This is a genomic window from Achromobacter ruhlandii (genome assembly GCF_902859695.1).
Taxonomy (GTDB): Bacteria; Pseudomonadota; Gammaproteobacteria; order Burkholderiales; family Burkholderiaceae_B; genus Achromobacter; species Achromobacter ruhlandii.
This window is the reverse complement of the sequence record NZ_CADIJL010000003.1, coordinates 97,425-119,432: the sequence shown is the minus strand read 5'-3', so window position 1 is coordinate 119,432 and position 22,008 is coordinate 97,425. Positions and strand designations below refer to the sequence as shown.

29 protein-coding genes are annotated in these 22,008 nt (G+C 64.2%); 4 read left to right on the top strand and 25 right to left on the bottom strand.

The window, feature by feature from the left end; translation table 11 throughout:
• Nucleotides 1-4: 4 nt before the first annotated feature.
• The 3 genes from ccsB to HV742_RS04940 form a co-directional block, all read right to left on the bottom strand.
• Nucleotides 5-1,351 (bottom strand): c-type cytochrome biogenesis protein CcsB, encoded by a 1,347-nt coding sequence (gene ccsB, locus HV742_RS04950; RefSeq protein ID WP_006392019.1) that lies wholly within the window; start codon nt 1,349-1,351, stop codon nt 5-7.
• Between the two features lie 8 nt (nt 1,352-1,359).
• Nucleotides 1,360-3,438, bottom strand: coding sequence for a cytochrome c biogenesis protein ResB (locus tag HV742_RS04945; protein ID WP_175144605.1), 2,079 nt, complete (start codon nt 3,436-3,438; stop codon nt 1,360-1,362).
• 117 nt (nt 3,439-3,555) lie between these two features.
• On the bottom strand, nt 3,556-4,257 hold the full coding sequence (locus HV742_RS04940; protein WP_100503279.1) for a c-type cytochrome: 702 nt from the start codon (nt 4,255-4,257) through the stop codon (nt 3,556-3,558).
• 255 nt (nt 4,258-4,512) lie between these two features.
• Between HV742_RS04940 and yihA the strand changes: the two genes are divergently transcribed.
• The gene (yihA, locus tag HV742_RS04935) at nt 4,513-5,136 is read left to right on the top strand and encodes a ribosome biogenesis GTP-binding protein YihA/YsxC (protein WP_049077223.1); all 624 of its coding nucleotides are present in this window, start codon (nt 4,513-4,515) and stop codon (nt 5,134-5,136) included.
• The gene (gene hemB / locus HV742_RS04930) at nt 5,133-6,149 is read left to right on the top strand and encodes a porphobilinogen synthase (RefSeq protein ID WP_049077224.1); all 1,017 of its coding nucleotides are present in this window, start codon (nt 5,133-5,135) and stop codon (nt 6,147-6,149) included. The genes yihA and hemB overlap by 4 nt, the downstream gene beginning before the upstream one ends.
• 126 nt (nt 6,150-6,275) lie before the next feature.
• Here the strand turns inward: hemB and HV742_RS04925 are convergent, their stop codons facing one another.
• The 3 genes from HV742_RS04925 to cutA all read right to left on the bottom strand — a co-directional run bounded on the left by HV742_RS04925 (nt 6,276) and on the right by cutA (nt 9,492).
• On the bottom strand, nt 6,276-7,139 hold the full coding sequence (locus HV742_RS04925) for a DMT family transporter (protein WP_049077226.1): 864 nt from the start codon (nt 7,137-7,139) through the stop codon (nt 6,276-6,278).
• A 131-nt stretch (nt 7,140-7,270) separates the two neighbouring features.
• Nucleotides 7,271-9,112, bottom strand: coding sequence for a protein-disulfide reductase DsbD (gene dsbD, locus HV742_RS04920; protein WP_437340582.1), 1,842 nt, complete (start codon nt 9,110-9,112; stop codon nt 7,271-7,273).
• A gap of 32 nt (nt 9,113-9,144) precedes the next feature.
• Complete coding sequence (gene cutA, locus HV742_RS04915) at nt 9,145-9,492, bottom strand: divalent-cation tolerance protein CutA (protein ID WP_049077230.1); 348 nt, start codon at nt 9,490-9,492, stop codon at nt 9,145-9,147.
• Between the two features lie 119 nt (nt 9,493-9,611).
• Here cutA and HV742_RS04910 point away from each other — a divergent pair, with 119 nt between their 5' ends.
• Nucleotides 9,612-10,049 carry an HIT family protein gene (locus HV742_RS04910; protein ID WP_049077232.1) on the top strand — a complete coding sequence of 146 codons (438 nt, stop codon included), beginning with the start codon at nt 9,612-9,614 and terminating at the stop codon, nt 10,047-10,049.
• A gap of 102 nt (nt 10,050-10,151) precedes the next feature.
• Here the strand turns inward: HV742_RS04910 and rplQ are convergent, their stop codons facing one another.
• The 19 genes from rplQ to HV742_RS04815 all read right to left on the bottom strand — a co-directional run bounded on the left by rplQ (nt 10,152) and on the right by HV742_RS04815 (nt 20,309).
• Entirely contained in the window at nt 10,152-10,544 is a 393-nt protein-coding gene (rplQ, locus tag HV742_RS04905) for a 50S ribosomal protein L17 (protein ID WP_006389635.1), read from the bottom strand.
• Between the two features lie 187 nt (nt 10,545-10,731).
• On the bottom strand, nt 10,732-11,718 hold the full coding sequence (locus tag HV742_RS04900; protein ID WP_175144603.1) for a DNA-directed RNA polymerase subunit alpha: 987 nt from the start codon (nt 11,716-11,718) through the stop codon (nt 10,732-10,734).
• A 213-nt stretch (nt 11,719-11,931) separates the two neighbouring features.
• Complete coding sequence (gene rpsD, locus HV742_RS04895; protein WP_006389633.1) at nt 11,932-12,555, bottom strand: 30S ribosomal protein S4; 624 nt, start codon at nt 12,553-12,555, stop codon at nt 11,932-11,934.
• An 11-nt stretch (nt 12,556-12,566) separates the two neighbouring features.
• Entirely contained in the window at nt 12,567-12,968 is a 402-nt protein-coding gene (gene rpsK, locus HV742_RS04890) for a 30S ribosomal protein S11 (RefSeq protein WP_006216516.1), read from the bottom strand.
• Nucleotides 12,969-12,983: 15 nt separating this feature from the next.
• A complete protein-coding gene (rpsM, locus tag HV742_RS04885) occupies nt 12,984-13,349 on the bottom strand; it encodes a 30S ribosomal protein S13 (RefSeq protein WP_006389632.1) in 366 nt (121 codons plus the stop codon).
• A 43-nt stretch (nt 13,350-13,392) separates the two neighbouring features.
• Nucleotides 13,393-13,506, bottom strand: a complete 114-nt coding sequence (gene rpmJ / locus HV742_RS04880) for a 50S ribosomal protein L36 (protein WP_003806928.1) — start codon at nt 13,504-13,506, stop codon at nt 13,393-13,395.
• A 34-nt stretch (nt 13,507-13,540) separates the two neighbouring features.
• The gene (infA, locus tag HV742_RS04875) at nt 13,541-13,759 is read right to left on the bottom strand and encodes a translation initiation factor IF-1 (RefSeq protein ID WP_003806927.1); all 219 of its coding nucleotides are present in this window, start codon (nt 13,757-13,759) and stop codon (nt 13,541-13,543) included.
• Between the two features lie 7 nt (nt 13,760-13,766).
• Nucleotides 13,767-15,092 carry a preprotein translocase subunit SecY gene (gene secY, locus HV742_RS04870; protein WP_006389630.1) on the bottom strand — a complete coding sequence of 442 codons (1,326 nt, stop codon included), beginning with the start codon at nt 15,090-15,092 and terminating at the stop codon, nt 13,767-13,769.
• Nucleotides 15,093-15,106: 14 nt separating this feature from the next.
• Nucleotides 15,107-15,547 (bottom strand): 50S ribosomal protein L15, encoded by a 441-nt coding sequence (gene rplO, locus HV742_RS04865; protein WP_020925824.1) that lies wholly within the window; start codon nt 15,545-15,547, stop codon nt 15,107-15,109.
• Nucleotides 15,548-15,556: 9 nt separating this feature from the next.
• Complete coding sequence (gene rpmD, locus HV742_RS04860; protein WP_006216520.1) at nt 15,557-15,742, bottom strand: 50S ribosomal protein L30; 186 nt, start codon at nt 15,740-15,742, stop codon at nt 15,557-15,559.
• Nucleotides 15,743-15,745: 3 nt separating this feature from the next.
• Nucleotides 15,746-16,267 carry a 30S ribosomal protein S5 gene (gene rpsE / locus HV742_RS04855; protein ID WP_006389628.1) on the bottom strand — a complete coding sequence of 174 codons (522 nt, stop codon included), beginning with the start codon at nt 16,265-16,267 and terminating at the stop codon, nt 15,746-15,748.
• A gap of 15 nt (nt 16,268-16,282) precedes the next feature.
• A complete protein-coding gene (rplR, locus tag HV742_RS04850) occupies nt 16,283-16,648 on the bottom strand; it encodes a 50S ribosomal protein L18 (RefSeq protein ID WP_006389627.1) in 366 nt (121 codons plus the stop codon).
• A gap of 21 nt (nt 16,649-16,669) precedes the next feature.
• Nucleotides 16,670-17,203: a 50S ribosomal protein L6 gene (rplF, locus tag HV742_RS04845; protein ID WP_049077235.1), complete on the bottom strand. Its 534-nt coding sequence runs from the start codon at nt 17,201-17,203 to the stop codon at nt 16,670-16,672.
• A gap of 12 nt (nt 17,204-17,215) precedes the next feature.
• Nucleotides 17,216-17,611, bottom strand: coding sequence for a 30S ribosomal protein S8 (rpsH, locus tag HV742_RS04840; RefSeq protein ID WP_006216525.1), 396 nt, complete (start codon nt 17,609-17,611; stop codon nt 17,216-17,218).
• A 10-nt stretch (nt 17,612-17,621) separates the two neighbouring features.
• Entirely contained in the window at nt 17,622-17,927 is a 306-nt protein-coding gene (rpsN, locus tag HV742_RS04835; RefSeq protein ID WP_006227037.1) for a 30S ribosomal protein S14, read from the bottom strand.
• A 12-nt stretch (nt 17,928-17,939) separates the two neighbouring features.
• Complete coding sequence (gene rplE, locus HV742_RS04830) at nt 17,940-18,479, bottom strand: 50S ribosomal protein L5 (protein WP_006389624.1); 540 nt, start codon at nt 18,477-18,479, stop codon at nt 17,940-17,942.
• A 12-nt stretch (nt 18,480-18,491) separates the two neighbouring features.
• A complete protein-coding gene (gene rplX, locus HV742_RS04825; protein WP_006389623.1) occupies nt 18,492-18,812 on the bottom strand; it encodes a 50S ribosomal protein L24 in 321 nt (106 codons plus the stop codon).
• Between the two features lie 11 nt (nt 18,813-18,823).
• Entirely contained in the window at nt 18,824-19,192 is a 369-nt protein-coding gene (gene rplN / locus HV742_RS04820) for a 50S ribosomal protein L14 (RefSeq protein ID WP_006216531.1), read from the bottom strand.
• A gap of 352 nt (nt 19,193-19,544) precedes the next feature.
• Nucleotides 19,545-20,309: an aspartyl/asparaginyl beta-hydroxylase domain-containing protein gene (locus tag HV742_RS04815; protein ID WP_080977536.1), complete on the bottom strand. Its 765-nt coding sequence runs from the start codon at nt 20,307-20,309 to the stop codon at nt 19,545-19,547.
• A gap of 186 nt (nt 20,310-20,495) precedes the next feature.
• On the opposite strand from HV742_RS04815, the gene HV742_RS04810 reads away from it, so the two are divergent.
• Nucleotides 20,496-21,923, top strand: coding sequence for an NAD-dependent succinate-semialdehyde dehydrogenase (locus HV742_RS04810; protein ID WP_049077238.1), 1,428 nt, complete (start codon nt 20,496-20,498; stop codon nt 21,921-21,923).
• Nucleotides 21,924-22,008: the final 85 nt, after the last annotated feature.

Sequence of the window (22,008 nt, the reverse complement as noted above, 5' to 3'; positions counted from 1 at the left end):
GGAATTACAGCTGCCCGTAGGAATGCAGCCCCGACAGGAACATGTTCACGCCCAGGAAGGCGAAGCCGGTGATCAGCAGGCCCGTCAGCGCCCAATAGGCCGCCATCGTGCCGCGCAGGCCCTTGATCAAACGCATGTGCAGCCAGGCCGCGTAGTTCAGCCAGACGATCAGCGCCCAGGTTTCCTTGGGGTCCCACTGCCAGTACGCGCCCCAGGCGTCCGCGGCCCACAGCGCGCCCAGGATGGTCGCCACGGTGAAGAAGGCGAAGCCGATGGCGATGGCGCGGTACATGATGTCGTCCAGCACCTCCAGCGGCGGCAGCGCGGCGGCGATGCGGCGCCGGCCCAGCAGGATGGCGCCGACGATCACGGCGCCGATGCCGAAATACAGCATCCAGGTGGCCGACAGGCCGTCGGTGCGGAACACCATCGGCTCGGCGCACAGCAGCACGCCCAGCACGAACAGCGGCGCCAGCTTGAGCCACGACGAGGTCTGCCCGTGCTGCTTGACCAGGTAGGCGAAACCGACCATCGCCGCCAGCGAGAAGGTGCCGTAGCCGATGAAGTTGGCCGGCACGTGCAGCTTCATCCACCAGCTCTTGAGCGCCGGCACCAGCGGCTGGATCTGCCCGGCATCGCGCGTGAACGAATACCACAGCAGGAACACCACCGCCGAGGTCACCACCAACAGCACGAAGCCGCCCAGCGCGCGCGTGGCGTACTTGCGTTCGTAGTAGAGATAGAACAACGCCGTGATCAGCGCGAACAGCACGAACACTTCGTACAGGTTGCTGACCGGGATGTGGCCCAGGTCGGGGCCCATCAGATGGCCCTCGCGCCAGCGCACCAGCAGGCCGGTGACGCCCGCGAACACCGCGCCCCAGGTCAGGGCCGTGCCCAGCCAGGCCGCGGTCGGACTGAAGAAGCCGATCCAGTAACACACCATGGCCAGCGCGAACAGCGCGCTCATCCACAGGATGGCCGATTGCGACGAGAACAGGTATTTCAGGAAGAACACCTGCTCGGCCCGCGCCAGGTCGTTGCCGTAGAGCATCAGCGCCAGGCCGGCCGCGATCGCACAGGCCACCATCAGGCGGCGCAGGGGCCGCCACAGCCAGCCCATCCAGGCCAGCACCGGCACGGTGCCGCACAGGATGATCTTCTCGTAGTAGTCCATGGCGCCGCTGAAGCGCGTCAGGGCGAAACCGGCGCCCGCCGCCAGCAGCAGGAAGAACACGATGTCAGTCCAGTCCGGCCGGCCACGCTGCGCGCGGCTGTCACCGGTCTCGGACAGGCTGTCCTGCCAGAGGTTGTCGGGCGTGGGGGAATGCGTGGTGGTCGTCGTGGACATAGGAAACCTTAAGACCCTTTCTGGCGCAGCAGCGCCTGCTTGAAGCGATCGAACTCCTGGTTGAAGTCGAGTGTACGCTTCTGCGAAGTCATCGCCGCCAGGATGCCGCTGCCGCCTTCCTGCGGCTTGATCCAGATCCAGACACGACGATCCCGAATATAGAACATCGAGAACACGCCCAGCACCAGCAGCAGGCTGCCCAGGTAGACCGTATTCTTGCCCGGCGTGCGGCTGACCTGGAACACGCTGGCCTGCACGTGGTTGAAATCGGCCAGGGAGAAGAATACCGGCGCCGGGTAGACGGTCAGGTCGGACAGCGCCGCGACCGACAGGCGCGACCACAGCGCCGCGCGCTCGGCCTCGGGCCCCTCGGTGGCCACGGGCGGCAGGCCGGCGCGTTCGCGCTCGACCGCGCGCAGCTCGTTCATGCTGGCGCCGATCAGCCGGATCACCACGTCCGCCGCGCGCTCCAGGTCGGTCGCCGGCGTGTTGGCCTGCAGGAACGCCGCCACGGCCTGCAGGCCGCCGCCGGCGTAGGTTTCCAGGGCGCGCTCGGCGGCCGTCTGCAGCGGCTGGCGATCGGCGCCGCTCGGGCTGTTGCGCTCCGCGAAGCGGCGCGCCGCCTCCTGGCGCGCCGTCGGGTCGGCGAGCGCGGCGCGCAAGCGCATGAATTCGGCCACCGAACCCTCATCGTCCGCCGGGATCCGCAGGTAGCGGAACGGCTCCGAGGCGTTGTTGCGCACGCCGGCCAGGAACACGCTGGCGCCGTCCAGCTGGACCGGCAGCATGTAATTTTGGAATTCATGCGCCTGGCCGGCGTCGTCGATCAGCTTGTATTCGACGCTGGGGCCCACATTGCGCAGGTTTTCGTTCTTCTTGCCCGCCGCGCTGCCGGCCACCGACGCCACGTGCTCAGCGAAGCTCTGGCTGCCCCCCTTGGGTTCGCCGCGGGTCAGGTCCTCGACGTTGATCGGGCGCAGGGCCGTGATCTCTACGCCCATGCTGCGCGGGCCACGCGCAGTGTTAGCGCTTACTTCCGCGGTCTTGCCCACGGTACCATCGACTGTGAACGTGGTGTTGGCCGTACCCACCAGCGGATAACCCTTGAGCACCACCGTGCTGCCGCCGTCATCGAAGCTGGACTGGTAGACCGTCATGCCCTTGAAGCGCAGCGGTTCATTGACCTCGATGGTGGAATCGAAACTCTTGCCCGTATCCGGATCCGTCACCTCCACTTCGCTGGCGAAGCGGCTGGGCATGCCCGTCGAGTAGTAGTCGACAACGAATTTCTTCAACTTGAGGGTGAAAGGCATCGGCTGCACCAGGGCGCCATCCCCCACCATCACCACCGCCGTGCTGGCCTGGCCATTCTCCGGCACCAGCACGCTGGCGCGGAAACTCGGATTGTTGACCGACAGCCTGCCGCTCTCCGGCACCTCGGAAATCAGCATGTTCTCGACGATCGGCTTCTTGCCGCCGAACATCACCTGCAGGCGCACCGGCAGCTCGCTGTCGAGCAGGCCGCCGATACAGATGATGACCATGGCGGCGTGGGCGAACACGTAACCCAGCCGGTTGGCGCTGCCCTTCTTGGCCGCCAGCAGCACGCCCGTGCTGTCCTGGCGCTCGCGCACCGCGTAGCCCATGCGCTTGAGCAGCGCCGTCAGGCCGGCCGCGGTGCGCGGCACGTCGGTGGGCGCCTCGGTCTCGACGCGGTGCGGAAAGGCCCGCAGGCTACCGCCGCGCACGTGCTCGCGGAACGAACGCGCGTCGCGCAGCATCTTGGGCGCGTTGCGGATCAGGCAGACGGACGTCGAGATGACCAGGAACGCCATGATCAGCAGGAACCACCAGCTGTTGTAGACGTGCCAGATCGAGAACTTGTCGAACACCTCGAACCAGAACGGCCCGAACTGGTCGATGTAGTTGTTGGACGAGCGGTTTTGCTGCAGAACCGTCCCCACCAGGCTCGCCACGCAGATGAACATCAGCAGGCTGACGGCGAAACGCATCGAGCCTAGCAATTCAAACAGATCGCGGGGCAGGCTGCGCAGGGAGGGACGGGAGTGTGTCTGAGTCGAATTCATGAAAAAAGGGGGGCCGCGCGATCGGCTACCCCCCTCGTAGACAGCGCATGACGGAATCAGGTTCCGCCATGCCAGGTTGCGTGAACGCGGACCAGCCGCGCGCGTGCCGGCGTACGGCTACCGCAGGCCAGCCGCGTAGTCCGCCACGGCCTTGATGTCGGCATCCGACATCCGGTCGGCCACGGCGTGCATCACGTCGTTGGCGCGATCGCCGCTGCGGAACAGCTTGAGCTGCTCTTCGATGTACAAGGGGAACTGGCCCGACAGGCGGGGGTACTGGCCCGGAATGCCCGCGCCATTGGCAGAATGGCATGCGGCACAGGCCGGAACATTGCGCTCGGGCAAACCGCCGCGCCAGATCTTTTGACCCAGGTCAACCAACTTCTCCTGGCCGGCCGTGGCGGGTTCTTTCAGCGGCTGCTGCGCCAGATACAGCGCAATGTTCTGCATGTCTGCCGGCGTCAGGTTCTGCGCCATGGCGGTCATGGGGGTCGGATTGCCGCCAGGGCCATTGCGCACCGGCAGCTTGGCACCCTGCTTGACCTGGAAGTCGGTCAACTGCTTGACCAGGTATTCGTGGGGTTGCGCGGCCAGGTTGGGGTTCACCGGGATGGTGCTGTTACCCGCCGCGCCATGACAGGACGCACAGGCGATGATGCCGCGCGAGGCATCGCCCTGGTCAAACAGCTGCCCGCCCTTGGCGGCATCCGGCTTGGCCGGGCCCGCGGCGCCGTCAGCGGCGAAGCTCGTAGTAGAAAAGGCGGAGGCGCCGAGCAACAGCCCGCTCGCAACCAACATCCGGGACAGCACACGCTTCATGAAGACCTCGACGATCACATCGATCAAGGCGCAAAAAGGCGCCCACGCCTGCCCGCACATCTGGAAAACCGTATCGAACCTGATTTGCCCATTTGCCTGCGCGTCAAAGGCGGGTGTACCTGCGAAGCCGGATGACCGGCGGGTACGAAATGCCCTCAACGGTAAGCAAAAGAGACGGCTCCGCGCACGGGGACCACTGTTGCAAACGCCGGATTATACAATAGGGCTCGAAACCAACCGTATCCAAAGCCACCCGTGTCCCTCCTACATCGCGCCTCTTTTCTCACGTCGGCCGCTCGCCTCGACCAGTTGCCGCCTCCTGACGCGCCCGAGGTTTGCTTCGTCGGCCGCTCCAACGCCGGCAAGTCCACGGCCATCAACGTGCTGTGCAACCAGCGCCGTCTCGCCTTCTCCAGCAAGACGCCGGGCCGCACGCGCCTGATCAACATGTTCGGCCTGCCCGACCCGTTGAACCCCGAAGGCCACATCGGCTATCTGGTCGACCTGCCCGGCTACGGCTATGCCTCCGTGGCCCGCGACGAAAAGGAAAAGTGGGCCGACATCCTGGGCGGTTATTTGCGCGACCGCGAATCGCTGGCCGGCATCGTGCTGCTCATCGACATCCGCCGCGGCGTCACCGAACTGGACCGCCGCCTGGCCAATTTCATCGCCCCCACCGGACGCCCGGTGCTGGCGCTGCTCACCAAAGCCGACAAGCTGCCCTACGGCCAGCGCGTGCGCACCGTGTTCTCGGTGCGCAAAGACCTGGCGGACATCGGCGCCCTGCACACCATCCCCTTCTCGGCGCCGGAGCGCATCGGCCTGGAAGAAGCTGGCGCGCACATAGAAAACTGGATTTCTCCCAAGGTCGTACCATGAACCCGCAGATCATCACCCCCGACTTCCCGGTTTCCCGCCCCCGCCGCCTGCGCCGCGACGACTACACCCGCCGCCTGGTGCGCGAGAACGCCCTCACCGTCAACGACCTGATCTATCCGGTCTTCGTGGCCGAGGGCAGCGGGCTGAAACAGGCCGTGCCGTCGCTGCCGGGCGTGGTGCGCTATTCGCTGGATACGTTGCTGCCGGTGGCCGAGGAATGCGTGGCGCTGGGCATCCCGGTGCTGTCGCTGTTTCCCGCCATCGACCCGGCGCTCAAGACCCCCGACGGCATCGAAGCCACCAACCCCGACGGGCTGATCCCGCGCGTGGTGCGCGAGCTGAAGAAGCAATTCCCCGACCTGGGCGTGCTGTGCGACGTGGCGCTGGACCCGTACACCAGCCACGGCCAGGACGGCGTCATTGATGAAAACGGCTACGTCGTGAACGAGCCGACCGTCGAGATCCTCGTCAAGCAGGCGTTGACGCAGGCCGCGGCCGGCGTCGACATGGTCGCCCCCAGCGACATGATGGACGGCCGCATCGGCGCCGTGCGCCGCGCGCTGGAGGCCAACGGCTACATCCACACCCAGATCATGGCCTACTCGGCCAAGTACGCCAGCGCCTTCTACGGCCCGTTCCGCGACGCCGTGGGCTCGGCCACCAATCTGGGCAAGTCCAACAAGATGGCCTACCAGATGGACCCGGGCAACCTGGACGAAGCGCTGCGCGAAGTCGCCGCCGACCTGCAGGAAGGCGCCGACATGGTCATGGTCAAGCCCGGCATGCCGTACCTGGACGTGCTGCGCCGCGTCAAGGACACCTTCCGCGTGCCGACCTTCGCCTACCAGGTGAGCGGTGAATACGCGATGATCAAGGCGGCTTCCGCCAATGGCTGGCTGGACCACGACAAGGTCATGATGGAAGCGCTGCTGGCGTTCAAGCGCGCCGGCGCCGACGGCATCCTGACGTACTTCGCGATCGAAGCGGCGCGGCTGCTCAAGCAGCAGCGCTGATCCCGGCTGGCGGGGCCTGCTCGGCCCTGCCCCGCTCGTCATCCGCGCGCCTCGGCATGAAACGCGCACACGAAACGCGCCCATGCAACGCCAACTACCGGCGGGCCCTTGCGGCCCGCCGCGGTTTCAACGCGACGCCGGCGCGCCGCGGCGCAGGCCCAGCCAGGTGCCACTGAGAATGCAGGCCAGCCCCGCCACGTGCACCAGCGTGACGTGCTCGTCCAGGAACAGCGCGGCGAACAGCAGGCCGAAGATCGGCAGCCAGTTCACGAACAGCGCCGCGCGGCTGATGCCCAACCGGGCGATGCCCGCGTTCCACAGGATGTTGCTGACACCCGAGGCGATCACCGCCGAGAACAGCAGCACCAGCCACGGCCACCACGTCATGCTCCAGTTGTCCGCGTCATACGACGATGGCGTCATCGCCGCGTGCACCATCAGCATCAGGCCGCCGGCCAGGTACATGTACCAGAGCATCGCCAGCGGATCGAGCGTGCGCGAGATGCGCTGGATCACCAGCCCGCCGAACACGAACACCGCCACTGCCAGGAACACGATGGCGTCGCCCCAGCCGGTCAGGCCAATCTGCGCGCCGCTGCCCACCACCACCATCGCCACGCCGGCCAGGCCCAGCAAGGCGCCGGCGATGCGCAGCCATGTCAGCCGCTCGCGATAGAACAGGGCCGCCAGCAGCGCCGACAGCAAGGGGCTGGTGGCCATCAGCAGCGTGCCGTTGGCGGCCGACGAGAACTGCAGCCCGTACACCAGCGCGGTCTGGTGCGCATACACCACCAGGAAGCCCGCCAGCGCCACCCAGGCCAGTTCCACGCGTCCCAGCTTCGGAATGCGGCCGCGCCGCGCCTTGACGATGAGGGTGACGGCGACGAACGCCACGGCGATCCGCAAGGCCGCCAGGGCGCGGATATCCATGTGCTGCGTCAGATACTTGATGGAGACGATGTTCAGGCCCCAGGTGGCCATCACGAACATCAATTGCAGATAGATCAGACCGGTGCGGTCCTGGCTTGCATCGACTGTCGGAGACGTCACGGGCGCCGGCCTGAGGGGTTGGAGGCGCCGCCCACGCGGCGCGAACCCTCATGGTAGCGGCCGGCCGCCGCTCAACGCAATAGCACGCGGTCCAGCGACTCGGTGAAGCGCTTGGCGTCCTGGAAGCCCACCACGCGCGCGTCCGGCAATTCCTTGCCGCCGGGTTCGAAGAACATGATCCCCGGCGGGCCGAACAGGCGGAAACGCTTGAGCAACGCCCGATCGTCGGCATTGTTGGCGGTCACGTCGGCCTGCACCAGCAACATGCCGGCCATGCGTTGCGCCACGCCCGGATCGGTGAAGGTGAAGCGCTCCATCTCGCGGCACGACACGCACCAGTCGGCGTAGAAGTCCAGCATCACCGGCTGCGTGCTCGCGGCCAGCAGCGCGTCCAGCTCGGCGTTATTGCGCACGCGCTTGAACTGCAGCTCGCCAGCATGCGCGGCGGCGCCCGAGGCCGCCGGGCCGCCGGAGGCAAAATGCGACAGCGGCTGCAGCACGTCGCGGCCGCCGCTGGCCGCGCCAATCAGCCACGCGGCGGCGGCCAGGGCCAGCAGCAGGCCGATGCCCTTGCCGAACATGCGCGCCGAGCCGGCGCCCGCCGGCAACGCGTCGAACGCGCGCAGCATCACCGCGCCGACGATCGCCAGGAAGGCCCAGCCCGTCATCTGCACCCAGGTCGGCACCACCGGAATCAGCATCCACCAAGCCGTCGCCAGCAGCAGCATGCCGAACAGCCGCTTGACACCGTCCATCCACGGCCCGGCCTTGGGCAGCAGCGCGCCCGACGAGGCGCCGACGATCAGCAGCGGCACGCCCATGCCCCACGCCATCGCGAACAGGGCCGCGCCGCCCAGCACCACGTCGCCGGTCTGCGAGATGTACAGCAGCGCGCCGGCCAGCGGCGCGGCCACGCAAGGCCCGACGATCAGCGCCGACAACGCGCCCATCAGCAACGCGCCGGTGTAACGGCCGCCAGGAATGCGCGACGAGCGCTCGGCCAGCCGCGCCTGAATGCCGGACGGCATCTGGAAGGTGAAGGCATCGAACATCGCCAGCGCCAGCACCGCCAGCAGGATCGCGAACAGCGTCAGGATCCACGGCGTCTGCAGCCACGCGGCCAGGCCCGCGCCGCTCAAGCCGGCGGCCACGCCCAGCGCGGTATAGACCACCGACATGCCCAGCACGTAGGTCGCCGCCAGCGCCAGGCCGCGGCCGCGCGTCGGACGTTCCTGGCTGGCGCCGCCCAGCACGATCGAGGACAGGATGGGAATCATGGGCAGCACGCAGGGCGTGAACGCCAGCAGCAGGCCCAGCACCAGGAACACGCCGGCCGTCTTGATCCAGCCCAGTCCGCCCAGGGCATCGGCCAGGCCGGTGTCGCCCGCGTTCACCAGCGCGCTCAGGCCACCGCCCGAAGCCACCGGCGCGGCCGAGGCGCCGCCGCTGCCCGCCAGCGCGTAGCCGCCCGCCAACGGCGTCAGCTTCACGCTGCTGTCCATCGGCGGATAGCACAGGCCGGCATCGGCGCAGCCCTGCCCGGTCAGCGTCAGCGTGAACGGTTGGCCGCCGGGCGTCACCGGCACGCGGATCAGCACGTCCTGGTGATAGACCTCCATGTCCTTCTCGAAGGTCGGGTCGTATTTGACGTCGCCCTTGGGGTAGACCGGCTCGCCCAGCGTGGCCGCGCCCAGCGGACTGATGCTGATGCCGAAGCGCTCGCGGTACATGTAATAGCCCGGCGCCACCCGGAAGCGCAACTCGACGGTATCCGGCGTGGCCATCGCCGCGCTGAAGACGAAGGCCTTTTCGGGCTCGAGGAACTCGGCCTCGGCGCGCGCCGGCGCGTGCCAGGCCAGCCACAGCATGGCCATGGCCAGCAGCGCCAGCAGCTTGGGGAAAAAGGCACGCATCGGTGCGCCGGTTCGGACCGCGGGTTGCAACATCAGTCTCTCTTGTTCTGCTCGATGGCCGTCTGCTGGCGCACCCAGTCAAGATAGGGCGCCGCGCCGCCGATGACCGGCAGCACGATGATTTCGGGCACGTCGTAGGGATGCATCTGCGCCAGGGCCTGGACCACGGCCGGGTGGCGCGCGTAGGTGGTCTTGATGTGGATGGGGATTTCCTCGGCCCCTTCCACCTCGCCTTGCCACTGGTAGATGGACAGGCCCGGCGCCCCAAGGTTCACGCAGGCGGCCAGTCCATCCTCGACCAGCACGTGGGCGATGCGCTTGGCCAGCAACAGGTCCGGCGCATTGCTGATGACCAGCACGACGTCGTCATCGCGCAACATGGAGCCTCCTGGGAATACCCGTGTGGGATGTAACTCGGGGTATTTTATCGGTATCGCCGCCCGCGTCCGCCGACAATCAGACCCGCGGCCACCGCGCACCCATCCCCTCCGAGGCAAGCATGTCCGATAACTGCCTGTTCTGCCGCATCGCCCGCCACGAGATCCCGGCCCACATCATCCACGAAGACGACCGCCTGATGGCCTTCCTGGACATCCAGCCGGTGCGCCCCGGGCACACGCTCATCATCCCCAAGCAGCACTATCCCTACTACGAGGACATGCCCGCCGACCTGGCCGGCCACATCGTCAACCTGGGGCAGAAGCTCGGCCGCCACATGAAGCGGCTGTACGGCGTGGACCGCGTCGGCTTCGCCTTCACCGGCATCCACGTCGCGCATACCCATGCGCACGTGATCCCGATGCATCATCCACAGGACGTCACCTCGACCCAGTACATCGAGCAGCAGGACCTGACCTTCCGCATGCCGCCGCAGGCGCCCCAGGAGGCCCTGGCGGCCACCGCCGCGCAATTGCGAGGGGAACTGTACGCCTCATAGCGTGCGGCGCGCCTGCGCCGCCTGGACGGCCCGCAAGCGCCGCGCAAAAAAACAAGGGCGGGTCCGAAGACCCGCCCTTGTCGCTTATCTAGACACCGAAACTTATTCGGCGCTGTCCTCAGCGGCCTCATCGACTTCCGGACGGTCGACCAGCTCCATGAAAGCCATGGGCGCGTTGTCGCCTTGACGGAAACCCATCTTCAGCACGCGGGTGTAGCCGCCGTTGCGGGCCGCGTAGCGCGGGCCGATTTCGGCAAACAGCTTCACCACGGCGTCGCGATCGCGCAGACGGGCAAAAGCCAGACGCTTGTTCGCGAGGGTGGGTTCTTTACCCAGCGTGATCAGGGGTTCGATGACGCGGCGCAGTTCTTTCGCCTTGGGCAGCGTGGTCTTGATGGCTTCGTGGGTGATCAACGAAACGGCCATGTTGCGGAACATGGCAAGACGGTGACTGCTGGTGCGGTTGAGCTTACGCAAGCCATTACCGTGACGCATGATAAGTATCCTTTGAATCTAATGAAGGCGTTTCCGCCATCGGGTTATCCGGCTCTTCTATCAACCTGCGATCAGGCCGCGGTCCGGTGGAAAACGGTGCATTTTACGACGGTTTCGCAAACCGCCCGGCGGTGAGGCCGGGCGCCGCGGGAAACGCCCCCGCGAGAGGGGCGCCACCCTGCAAGACTTACGGACGCTCCAGGCCCAGCGGGGGCCAGTTTTCGAGCTTCATGCCCAGCGTCAGGCCGCGTGCGGCCAGGACTTCCTTGATCTCGTTGAGCGACTTGCGACCCAGGTTCGGGGTCTTGAGCAGTTCGTTCTCGGTGCGCTGGATCAGGTCGCCGATGTAGTAGATGTTTTCGGCCTTCAGGCAGTTGGCCGAACGCACCGTCAGCTCCAGGTCGTCGACCGGACGCAGCAGCACCGGGGCGATCTGCGGCGTGCCGCGGACCGGGGCTTCGTACGAATCGCCGGCGCCTTCCAGGGCGGCGAAGACCGAGATCTGGTCCATCAGGATGCGAGCCGACTGGCGCACCGCTTCCTCGGGCGAGATGACGCCGTTGGTTTCGATGTCCAGGACCAGCTTGTCCAGGTCGGTGCGCTGTTCCACACGGGCGCTTTCAACCGCGTAGCTGACGCGGCGGACCGGGCTGAACGAGGCGTCCAGGACGATGCGGCCGATGGTGTGGGTGCGGTCTTCCGACAGCGCGCGCACGTTGCCCGGCACGTAGCCGCGGCCCTTCTCGACCTTGATCTGCATTTCCAGCTTGCCCGCGTCCGTCAGGTTGCAGATGGCGTGGCCGGGGTTGATGATCTCGACGTCGTGCGGCAGCTCGATGTCGCTGGCCAGCACGGTGCCGGCGCCGGTCTTGCGCAGGACCAGGGTGACTTCGTCACGGTTGTGCAGCTTGAAGACCACGCCCTTCAGGTTCAGCAGGATGTCGACGACATCTTCGCGAACGCCCGGGATGGTCGAGTATTCGTGCACCACGCCCGTCATCTGGACTTCGGTCGGCGCGTAGCCGGTCATCGAAGACAGCAGGATGCGGCGCAGGGCGTTGCCCAGCGTATGGCCGTAGCCGCGCTCGAACGGCTCCATCACGATCTTGGCATGGTGAGTGCCGACCGGTTCGACTTCAATGGAGCGCGGCTTCAGGAAACCTTGAGTGGACATGTACTGTGTTCCTTTTCAATACCCTCGGCTCGTTACACCGATAAGGCTGATGGACAGGTTGAAACGTGAAACGCGGGCAGCGCAAAAAGCCGCCCGATACTTACCGCAAAGCCCGCCCCGCCAAAAGGCGGAAAGCGGGCTGCTGCGAGACTTGCAAACCGGTCGCGAAACCAGCGTGCCAGCACCTTGCGAAGGAGGCGCCGGCAGGCGTGATTAACGCGAGTACAGTTCGACGACCATCGATTCGTTGATGTCGCGAGCGACGTCAGCGCGATCGGGAGCCGACTTGAACGTGCCGGTCAGCTTGGTCGTGTCGACTTCCACCCATTGGGGGATGCCGATGCTGGTGGCCAGGTCGAGCGATTCCTTGATACGGCCTTGCTTCTTGGCCTTTTCGCGGATCGAGATGACGTCGCCAGCCTTGACCAGCATCGAAGCGATGTCGGCGGTGTGGCCGTTCAGTTCGATGGCGCGGTGGCTCACCAGCTGGCGAGCTTCGGCGCGGGTCGAGCCGAAGCCCATGCGGTAGACGACGTTGTCCAGGCGCGATTCCAGCAGCTGGATCAGCGTTTCGCCGGTGTTGCCACGGCGACGCTCGGCTTCAGCGAAGTACTTGCGGAATTGCTTTTCCAGCACGCCGTACATGCGCTTGAGCTTTTGCTTTTCGCGCAGCTGCAGGCCGTAGTCGGAAGTGCGGGCACCCGAAGTGCGGCCGTGTTGGCCAGGCTTGGAATCCAGCTTGCACTTGGAATCCAGCGAGCGGCGGGCGCTCTTCAGGAACAGGTCAGTACCCTCGCGGCGCGAGAGCTTGCATTTGGGTCCAATATAACGTGCCATGTGGATTCCCTTTAGATACGACGACGCTTCGGCGGACGGCAGCCGTTGTGCGGAACGGGCGTGATGTCGGCGATGGACGAGATCTTGATGCCCAGCGCGTTCAGGGCGCGGACCGACGATTCACGGCCGGGGCCGGGGCCCTTGATACGCACTTCCAGCGTCTTGATGCCGTATTCCAGCGCGACACGGCCGGCCGTTTCAGCGGCGACCTGCGCGGCGAACGGGGTCGACTTACGCGAACCCTTGAAGCCAGCACCGCCCGACGTGGCCCACGACAAAGCGTTGCCCTGACGGTCGGTGATGGTGATGATGGTGTTGTTGAACGAAGCGTGAACGTGCGCGATGCCGTCCGAGACGTTCTTCTTGACCTTTTTGCGCACGCGCGAAGCGCCGCTGGTGGAAGCTTTCGCCATAATCCAGTTCCTCGATTATTTCTTCAGGGACGCAGCAGCACGACGCGGGCCCTTGCGGGTGCGGGCGTTGGTGCGAGTGCGCTGGCCGCGCACGGGCAGGCCGCGCTTGTGGCGCATGCCGCGGTAGGTTCCCAGGTCGATCAAACGCTTGATCGAGAGCTGCACTTCACGACGCAGGTCACCTTCGACCGTGAACACACCAACGTGTTCGCGGACGCGTTCCAGTTCAGCGTCGCTCAGATCCTTGACCTTTTTGTCAAACGGGACGTTAGCCGCTTCGCAGATCTTGCGAGCGCGCGTACGACCGATGCCAAAAATGGCGGTCAGGCCGATCTCGGCGTGCTGATGCGGCGGAATGTTAATGCCAGCAATACGGGCCATGACTGTTCCTTGAATAAATCCGTTGCGTAGTCGCTAACCCGAGTTAGCCTTGACGCTGCTTGTGACGCGGGTCGGTGCAGATAACGCGCACCACGCCGTGACGTTTGATAACTTTGCAGTTGCGGCAGATCCGCTTAACCGATGCCATTACTTTCATGGTTGACTCCTAATTTTCCGTAATCCGGTTTCGCTCACTTGGAGCGGAAAACAATCCTGGCTCGCGTCAGGTCATAGGGCGTGAGCTCCACTGTGACCTTGTCACCCGGCAGGATCCGGATGTAATGCATACGCATCTTGCCGGAAATATGGCCCAACACCACGTGGCCGTTTTCGAGCTTGACGCGAAATGTCGCGTTCGGGAGGTTCTCAAGAACCTCGCCTTGCATCTGAATGACGTCGTCCTTGGACATCTTTTGCTTACCGCATCGGCAAACCCGCGCCCTTGAAGTTAGCCTTCTTGAGCAACGAGTCGTACTGGTGAGACATCATGTAGGCCTGGACCTGCGCCATGAAATCCATCGTCACCACCACAATAATCAACAGAGACGTACCACCGAAGTAGAAGGGGACGTTCCACCGCATCACCAGGAATTCCGGCAACAGGCACACCAACGTGATGTAGATGGCACCTGCGAGCGTCAGACGCATCAGGATCTTGTCGATGTAGCGGGCCGTCTGTTCGCCCGGACGGATGCCCGGAACAAACGCACCACTCTTCTTCAGGTTGTCCGCCGTTTCGCGGCTGTTGAACACCAGAGCCGTGTAGAAAAAGCAGAAGAAAATAATCGCGACCGAATACAGCGTGATGTAGAGCGGTTGACGAGGCGACAGGGCCGCAGCCAGGTCGCTAAGCCAGCGCATGTTCTCACTGCTGGAGAACCAGCTCGTGATCGTGGCCGGGAACAGGATGATCGACGACGCGAAGATCGGCGGAATCACCCCGGCCATGTTCAGCTTCAGCGGCAGGTGCGAGCTTTGACCACCGTAGACCTTGTTGCCGACCTGACGCTTGGCGTAGTTCACCGTGATCTTGCGCTGTCCGCGTTCCACGAACACCACAAAAGCGGTAACCAGCACCACCAGGGCCACGATGAACAGTGCCGACAGCACGGACATCGCGTTGGTGCGGACCAGGTCCAACAGTGCAGCCAGCGCCGCGGGCAGGCCCGCAACGATACCTGCGAAGATCAGGATGGAAATCCCGTTGCCGAGACCGCGTTCCGTGATCTGCTCACCCAGCCACATGACGAACATGGTGCCGGTGACCAGGGTCACGACGGTCGTGAAGCGAAACAGCATGCCCGGATCGATCACAAGTCCCTGCTGGGACTCAAGCGCAACCGAAATGCCCACTGCCTGCACCAGCGCCAGCACGACCGTGCCGTAGCGGGTGTATTGGGTAATCTTCCGACGGCCGGCCTCGCCCTCTTTCTTGAGCGCTTCCAGCGACGGCACCACCACCGACATCAACTGCATGATGATGGATGCCGAAATGTACGGCATGATCCCCAGGGCAAAAATCGAGAAGCGCGAGAGCGCCCCGCCCGAGAACATGTTGAACAGGCCCAGGATCCCGCCCTGGTTCTGACGGAACAAGTCCGCCAGCGCGTCCGGGTTGATACCCGGAACGGGGATGTGTGTACCCAAACGGTAAACCACCAGGGCGAGCACCAGGAACACGAGGCGGCGCTTGAGGTCGCCGTACCGCGTTCCGGTTTTACCCAATGCCTGCGCGTTAGCCACTCGTCACCTCGTGATCAAGCAAGCGAGCCGCCCGCGGCTTCGATGGCGGCGCGAGCGCCAGCCGTCGCGGTAATGCCCTTGAGCACGACCTTGCGCGAGAGTTCACCCGACTTGATGACCTTGGCGTAACGAACCGCCTGGCCAATCACGCCAGCCGCCTTCAGCACTTGCACGTCGATTTCGTCGACGGGCACGGCTTGCAGGTCCGACAGACGGACTTCGGCGTACAGGTGCTGACCCAGCGGGGTGAAACCACGCTTGGGCAGGCGACGCTGCAGCGGCATTTGACCGCCTTCGAAGCCAACCTTATGGAAACCGCCCGAGCGCGACTTCTGACCCTTGTGACCACGGCCGGCGGTCTTACCCAGACCCGAACCGATGCCACGGCCGACGCGGCGCTTGGCGTGCTTGCTGCCCTCGGCGGGCTTCAGCGTATTAAGTTGCATATCCGACATGGTGATTCCTTAGGCTTCCGAGACGGAAACGAGATAATCCACCTTACGGATCATCCCACGCACCTCGGGCGTATCGACCAGCACGCGGCTGCTGTTGATACGGCCCAAGCCCAGACCGCGAACCGTGTCACGGTGCGATTGCTTGGTACCGATCACGGAGCGCACGAGGGTCACTTTGATCTGCTTCTGAGCCATGATTTACCCCAGGATCTCTTCGACGGTCTTGCCGCGCTTGGCAGCAACATCCGCCGGGGTCAGGGAAGCGCGCAGGCCATTCAACGTGGCGCGAACCATGTTGTAGGGGTTGCTCGAGCCCAGGCTCTTGGCAACCACGTTACGCACACCCATCACTTCGAAAATAGCGCGCATCGGGCCGCCGGCGATGACACCGGTACCTTCAGCAGCGGGCGAAATCAGCACGGTGGCGGCGCCATGCTTGCCGACCACGGTGTGGTGCAGCGTGCCGTTCTTCAGGGCCACCTTGAACATGCCGCGACGGGCCTGTTCCATAGCCTTCTGAACCGACACCGGCACTTCACGCGCCTTGCCCTTGCCCATGCCGACGCGGCCATCGCCATCGCCAACCACGGTCAGCGCGGCAAAGCTCATGGTGCGACCACCCTTGACCACTTTGCTCACGCGGTTGACCGCGATCATCTTTTCGCGGAGGCCGTCATCGTTCTCTTTTTCCGCGGCGTTCTTGCCTTGTACTTTAGCCATTTGACAGATCCTCGCTTAGAACTTCAGGCCGGCTTCACGCGCGGCATCGGCCAGCGCTTTCACGCGGCCATGGTAACGAAAGCCCGAGCGATCGAAAGCGACCAGTTCGATACCGGCAGCCTTGGCCTTTTCAGCCACGCGCTTGCCAACCAGCGAAGCGGCGGCCTTGTTGCCACCTTGGCCGGTCTGGCCAGCCAGCTGGGCGCGCACTTCGGCTTCCACCGTCGAGGCGCTGACCAGAACGCGATCGCCTTCCGGCGAAATGATATTGGCGTAGATGTGCTGGTTCGAGCGGAAAACCGAGAGGCGATGAACGCGCAGCTCGTTGATCTTCCGGCGGGTCGGAACCGCACGACGCAAACGGGAAACTTTTTTGTCCATGATTCGTCCTTGCGTGCGCCGTTATTTCTTCTTGGTTTCTTTGATGACGACGCGTTCGTCCGAGTAACGCACGCCCTTGCCCTTGTAGGGTTCGGGTTCGCGGTACGCGCGGATTTCAGCGGCCACCTGACCGACGACTTGCTTGTTGGAGCCCTTGATGACGATTTCCGTCTGGGTGGGGCATTCGGCCTTGATACCGGCCGGCAACTTGTGCAAAACGTCGTGCGAGAAACCGAGCTGCAGCTTAACGGCGTCGCCTTGAATCGAGGCGCGGTAACCCACGCCAACCAGATTCAGCTTGCGCTCGAATCCCTTGCTCACGCCGTTGACCATGTTGGCCACCAGCGCGCGCACGGTACCCGACATGGCGTTGGCGTGACGGGTTTCGTTGGCGGCGACAAACGTCAGCTTGCCGTTGTCCAACTGAACCGTAACGTCGCCAGTCAGGGCTTGGGTCAGGGAACCCAGCGGGCCCTTGACGGTGATCTGATCCTGCTTGATGTCGGCTTCGACACCCTTGGGCAGGTCGACCGGATACTTAGCGATACGTGACATTCGAATTTCTCCTTAGGCCACGTAGCACAGCACTTCGCCGCCGACGCCGTTGGCGCGAGCCTTACGGTCGGTCATGACGCCGCGCGAGGTCGACACGATAGCCACGCCCAGGCCGTTCATGACCTGAGGAATGCTGGTACGGCCCTTGTAGATACGCAGACCAGGGCGCGAAACGCGTTCGATGCGCTCGATGACCGGACGGCCAGCGTAGTACTTCAGGGTGATCTCGAGCTCAGGCTTGGCCTGGGTGCCCTTGATTTCAAAGCTGTCGATGTAGCCTTCGTCCTTCAGCACGGCGGCAATGGCCGCCTTCAGCTTCGAGGAGGGCATGCTCACCGTAACTTTGTCCACTTGCTGCGCATTGCGAATGCGGGTCAGCATATCGGCGATGGGATCGCTCATGCTCATATTCTTTCTCCTACCAGCTGGCCTTGGTGATGCCGGGGATTTCACCCTTCATCGCCATTTCACGCAGTTTGTGGCGCGTCAGGCCGAACTTGCGGAACACACCGCGCGGACGACCGGTGACCACGCAACGGTTACGTTGACGCGTCGGGTTGGCATTGCGCGGCAGCTGTTGCAGCTTGAGCCGAGCTTGGTAACGTTCTTCGTCGGTCTTCGACTGGTCGTCGATGATCGACTTCAACTCAGCGCGCTTGGCGGCGAACTTGTCAGCCAGCTTGGCGCGCTTGATGTCGCGATTGATGAGGGAAAGTTTAGCCACGTCATCAGCCCCTTAGTTACGGAACGGGAAGCTGAAGGCCGTCAACAGCGCCTTGGCTTCTTCGTCGGTCTTCGCGGTGGTGGTGATGCTGATGTTCAGCCCACGCAGCGCGTCGATCTTGTCGTACTCGATTTCGGGGAAAATGATCTGCTCTTTCACCCCGATGTTGTAGTTGCCACGGCCGTCGAAAGCACGACCCGAGATGCCGCGGAAGTCGCGCACGCGAGGCAGCGCAACCGCCACCAGGCGATCCAGGAATTCGTACATGCGTTGACCACGCAGCGTGACCATGCAACCGATCGGGTAGTTTTCGCGGATCTTGAAACCGGCGATAGCCTTCTTGGTCTTGGTCACGACAGGCTTTTGGCCAGCGATCTTGGTCAGGTCCGAGACAGCGTGCTCGATGACCTTCTTGTCGGCGACGGCTTCCGAGACACCCATGTTCAGGGTGATCTTGGTGATGCGCGGCACTTCCATGGCGCTCTTGTAGCCGAACTTGGCCTGCAGGTCGCCAGCGACCTTGCTCTTGTAGAAATCTTGCAAACGAGACATGTCTATCGCCCCTTACGCCTTGGCGCCGACAACGGCACCATTGGAACGGAACACGCGAACCTTGCGGCCTTCGACTTCTTGCACGCCGACGCGGTCGCCACGACCGGTGGCGGGGTTGAAGAGCGCCACATTCGAGATGTGGATCGGCATGGTCTTTTCGACGATGCCACCCGGGTTGTTGGCCATCGGGTTGGCTTTCACGTGCTTCTTGACGACGTTGACGCCTTCGACCAGGACGTGGTCGGCATCGACGCGCGCCAGCACGGTACCGCGACGCTTCTTGTCGCGGCCGGTCAGGACGATGACTTCGTCGCCTTTACGAATGTTGTTCATCGTAGGGCTCCTTACAGCACTTCCGGGGCCAGCGACACGATCTTCATGAACTTCTCGGTACGCAGTTCACGCGTAACGGGTCCGAAGATGCGGGTGCCGATGGGCTCCAGCTTGGCATTGAGCAACACGGCGGCATTGCCACCGAAACGAATCAGCGAACCGTCCTTACGGCGCACGCCCTTGGCGGTACGAACCACCACGGCATTGTAAATTTCGCCTTTCTTGACGCGTCCGCGCGGAGCCGCATCTTTGACGCTCACCTTGATGATGTCGCCGATACCGGCATAACGGCGCTTGGAGCCACCGAGCACCTTAATGCACATGACATGACGCGCACCAGTGTTATCGGCCACGTCCAGCGTGGTCTGCATTTGGATCATGATTTTTCCTGTTCCAACTTAACTGGAAATACGGTTTTCCCCAAAAAAGGGAACACTGCAATTCCTGCCAGTTTTGGTCCCGTCAGGTCAGCCGCCCTGCTTTGTTGCTGGCTGGTCTTGAGCTTTCGCCCTGAAACCATCAGCTGGTGGCAACGCAACGACCCTGGGTTGAAATCCTGCGGGTATTCCCCCAACACGTTGGCCCGGCTAGTTCCAGGCCAATCGACAATCTGGGAAAGCTGACCATTCTAGCCTGGTTAGATTTTGAGCGCAAGCCCTTTGTGAAAGAGAGAGCAAATACACGACAGTGCCTGTGGACAACTGTCGCGTTGCCCCCGCCGAGGATGCCGCTTTAATCCGCCCCCGTTTTATTTCGATAGTAGTTCCGCTCCCAGGCGTCGTGGTTGGCCTTGCCACGCCGGATCTCGTCGGTGAAGGGCGCCGCCATCAGCACCAGCCGGTTCAGCCAACGGATCGGGGCACGACAGGGACGCTCGAAGTCGACGAACAACACGGCGCGGGTGCCGTCCGTGTCGTTGTGCACCTGGTGCGGATACAGGTCGTCGAACACCACGGCCTCGCCCTCCTTCCAGTGGTAGCGCTCGCCCCCCACCTCGATCCAGCAGCGCTCCGCCGGCTCGGGCACCAGCAGTCCCAGGTGCAGGCGCAGCACCCCGTTATAGGGACCGGTATGCAGGGGAATGCGTTTGCCGGGTTCGAGGATCGAATAGAAGGCCGTGCGCAGGCCGGGGATTTCGCGCAGCGCCTGCGCCGTGGCCGGGCAGCGGGCCAGGTTGCGGTCGGAACGCAGGCCATAGCCCATGAAGACGAAGGTCTTCCACTGATCATCGGAGGTGATCATGCCGACATCCGGGGACAGTTCATGGAAAGACGGCAGCCGCTCGCGCTCGGCCAGCAACGCCATCAACTCGGCGCGGATGGCGGGCGCCTGGGCCTCCAGGCGCGCGACCCAGGGGAACTGACTGTTGTGGAAGATCGGGCGGTCGCCCACCAGGGACGCCTGCGCGATACGGTGGCGCAGCCAATCGATGAAACGGAAAAAGACACGGGAATAGGCACTGGGCTGGCTGGGCGGACGCGTATCGACAGGTTGCACAATAAGTATCTGTATAGACAGCCAAAGATGCACCATTTTGTCCATGCCGCCCCCGCGACGCAAGAGGCGTCCATTGGCTCCAAGGCGGCGACAGGGATTGGCCCTCCCCGCGGCGGACAAGCTGGTTTAGACTGGCATGGGCGATTGCGATCGCTACCCACTCCTATTTCGCAAGGAAAGACAGGCATGTATGAACAGTTGGCGCTGTATATCGACGGCGAATTCGTCGCCGGCGAGGGCAGGCGCACCCAGGACGTCATCAACCCGGCCACGCTGGAAGTGCTCGGCCAGCTGCCTCACGCCACCGAAGCGGATCTGGACCGTGCGCTAGCCGCCGCCCAGCGCGCGTTCGAATCCTGGAAGAAATCGTCTCCCATGGATCGTTCGGCCATCCTGCGCAAGGTCGCCACCCTGTCGCGCGAGCGCGCCAAGGAAATCGGCCGCAACATGACGCTGGACCAGGGCAAGCCGCTGGCCGAGGCCATCGGCGAAGTCACCTCCTGCGCCGAACACGCCGACTGGCACGCCGAGGAATGCCGCCGCATCTACGGCCGCGTGATCCCGCCGCGCAACCCCGACGTGCGCCAGATCGTGGTGCGCGAGCCGATCGGCGTCTGCGCCGCCTTCACGCCCTGGAACTTCCCTTACAACCAGGCCATCCGCAAGATCGCCGCCGCGCTCGGCGCCGGCTGCACGGTCGTGCTCAAGGGCCCGGAAGATTCGCCCAGCGCCGTCATGGCGATCGCGCGCATGTTCCATGACGCCGGGCTTCCCAAGGGCTGCCTGAACATCGTCTGGGGCGAGCCGGCCAAGATTTCCGACTACCTGATCCGTTCGCCGATCGTGCGCAAAGTGTCGTTCACCGGTTCCGTGCCGGTGGGCAAGCAGCTGGCCGCGCTGGCCGGCGCGCACATGAAGCGCGTCACGATGGAACTGGGCGGCCACTCGCCGGTGCTGGTGTTCGACGACGCCGACATCGACCGCGCCGCCACCATGCTGGCCAAGTTCAAGATCCGCAACGCCGGCCAGGTGTGTGTCTCGCCGACCCGTTTCTACGTCCAGAACGGCGCCTACGAGCAATTCCTGGCGCGCTTCTCCGACGTGCTCAAGAACGTCAAGGTTGGCGACGGCCTGGAAGCCGGCACCGACATGGGCCCGCTGGCGCACGAGCGCCGCGTGCCCGCCATGAGCGCCTTCATCGACGACGCCAAGAAGCATGGCGGCAAGGTAGTGGTCGGCGGCGGCCCGCTGGACCGCAAGGGCTTCTTCTTCGCCCCCACGGTCGTGACCGACCTGCCCGACAACTCCATGCTGATGACCGAGGAACCCTTCGGTCCGGTCGCGCCGGTGGTTCGCTTCACGGACACCGATGAAGTGCTGGCGCGCGCCAACAGCCTGCCGTTCGGCCTGTCTTCCTACGTCTTCACCAACTCGTTGCAGACCGCCACCAAGGTCTCCAACGGCCTGGAAGCCGGCATGGTCAACATCAACCATTTCGGCAGCGCGCTGGCCGAGACGCCGTTCGGCGGCATCAAGGACAGCGGCATCGGCAGCGAAGGCGGCCTGGAAACGTTCGACGGCTACCTGGTCACGAAGTACATCACGCACATCTGACCTCGGCGCTTCGCCCCCAGAAAAGCCCCTTACGGGGCTTTTTTTTCGCCCGCGCGCAAGCAACCCCATTCATTTTGGCGCCATT

What these genes read in the sequence shown, in the direction of transcription:
- rplF (WP_049077235.1), bottom strand. Translation starts at nt 17,203, where the DNA reads ATGTCACGTATCGCTAAGTATCCGGTCGACCTGCCCAAGGGTGTCGAA.
- HV742_RS04910 (WP_049077232.1), top strand. Translation starts at nt 9,612, where the DNA reads ATGTCCGATAACTGCCTGTTCTGCCGCATCGCCCGCCACGAGATCCCG.
- rplE (WP_006389624.1), bottom strand. Translation starts at nt 18,479, where the DNA reads ATGTCTCGTTTGCAAGATTTCTACAAGAGCAAGGTCGCTGGCGACCTG.
- ccsB (WP_006392019.1), bottom strand. Translation starts at nt 1,351, where the DNA reads ATGTCCACGACGACCACCACGCATTCCCCCACGCCCGACAACCTCTGG.
- rpsD (WP_006389633.1), bottom strand. Translation starts at nt 12,555, where the DNA reads ATGGCACGTTATATTGGACCCAAATGCAAGCTCTCGCGCCGCGAGGGT.
- rplQ (WP_006389635.1), bottom strand. Translation starts at nt 10,544, where the DNA reads ATGCGTCACGGTAATGGCTTGCGTAAGCTCAACCGCACCAGCAGTCAC.
- dsbD (WP_437340582.1), bottom strand. Translation starts at nt 9,112, where the DNA reads ATGCGTGCCTTTTTCCCCAAGCTGCTGGCGCTGCTGGCCATGGCCATG.
- hemB (WP_049077224.1), top strand. Translation starts at nt 5,133, where the DNA reads ATGAACCCGCAGATCATCACCCCCGACTTCCCGGTTTCCCGCCCCCGC.
- HV742_RS04945 (WP_175144605.1), bottom strand. Translation starts at nt 3,438, where the DNA reads ATGAATTCGACTCAGACACACTCCCGTCCCTCCCTGCGCAGCCTGCCC.
- rpmJ (WP_003806928.1), bottom strand. Translation starts at nt 13,506, where the DNA reads ATGAAAGTAATGGCATCGGTTAAGCGGATCTGCCGCAACTGCAAAGTT.
- rplN (WP_006216531.1), bottom strand. Translation starts at nt 19,192, where the DNA reads ATGATCCAAATGCAGACCACGCTGGACGTGGCCGATAACACTGGTGCG.
- rpmD (WP_006216520.1), bottom strand. Translation starts at nt 15,742, where the DNA reads ATGGCTCAGAAGCAGATCAAAGTGACCCTCGTGCGCTCCGTGATCGGT.
- rpsK (WP_006216516.1), bottom strand. Translation starts at nt 12,968, where the DNA reads ATGGCGAAAGCTTCCACCAGCGGCGCTTCGCGCGTGCGCAAAAAGGTC.
- rpsE (WP_006389628.1), bottom strand. Translation starts at nt 16,267, where the DNA reads ATGGCTAAAGTACAAGGCAAGAACGCCGCGGAAAAAGAGAACGATGAC.
- rpsH (WP_006216525.1), bottom strand. Translation starts at nt 17,611, where the DNA reads ATGAGCATGAGCGATCCCATCGCCGATATGCTGACCCGCATTCGCAAT.
- rplO (WP_020925824.1), bottom strand. Translation starts at nt 15,547, where the DNA reads ATGTCGGATATGCAACTTAATACGCTGAAGCCCGCCGAGGGCAGCAAG.
- HV742_RS04925 (WP_049077226.1), bottom strand. Translation starts at nt 7,139, where the DNA reads ATGTTCGTGATGGCCACCTGGGGCCTGAACATCGTCTCCATCAAGTAT.
- HV742_RS04900 (WP_175144603.1), bottom strand. Translation starts at nt 11,718, where the DNA reads ATGTCCACTCAAGGTTTCCTGAAGCCGCGCTCCATTGAAGTCGAACCG.
- rpsM (WP_006389632.1), bottom strand. Translation starts at nt 13,349, where the DNA reads ATGGCCCGTATTGCTGGCATTAACATTCCGCCGCATCAGCACGCCGAG.
- infA (WP_003806927.1), bottom strand. Translation starts at nt 13,759, where the DNA reads ATGTCCAAGGACGACGTCATTCAGATGCAAGGCGAGGTTCTTGAGAAC.
- rplX (WP_006389623.1), bottom strand. Translation starts at nt 18,812, where the DNA reads ATGAACAACATTCGTAAAGGCGACGAAGTCATCGTCCTGACCGGCCGC.
- rplR (WP_006389627.1), bottom strand. Translation starts at nt 16,648, where the DNA reads ATGGACAAAAAAGTTTCCCGTTTGCGTCGTGCGGTTCCGACCCGCCGG.
- cutA (WP_049077230.1), bottom strand. Translation starts at nt 9,492, where the DNA reads ATGTTGCGCGATGACGACGTCGTGCTGGTCATCAGCAATGCGCCGGAC.
- HV742_RS04940 (WP_100503279.1), bottom strand. Translation starts at nt 4,257, where the DNA reads ATGAAGCGTGTGCTGTCCCGGATGTTGGTTGCGAGCGGGCTGTTGCTC.
- HV742_RS04810 (WP_049077238.1), top strand. Translation starts at nt 20,496, where the DNA reads ATGTATGAACAGTTGGCGCTGTATATCGACGGCGAATTCGTCGCCGGC.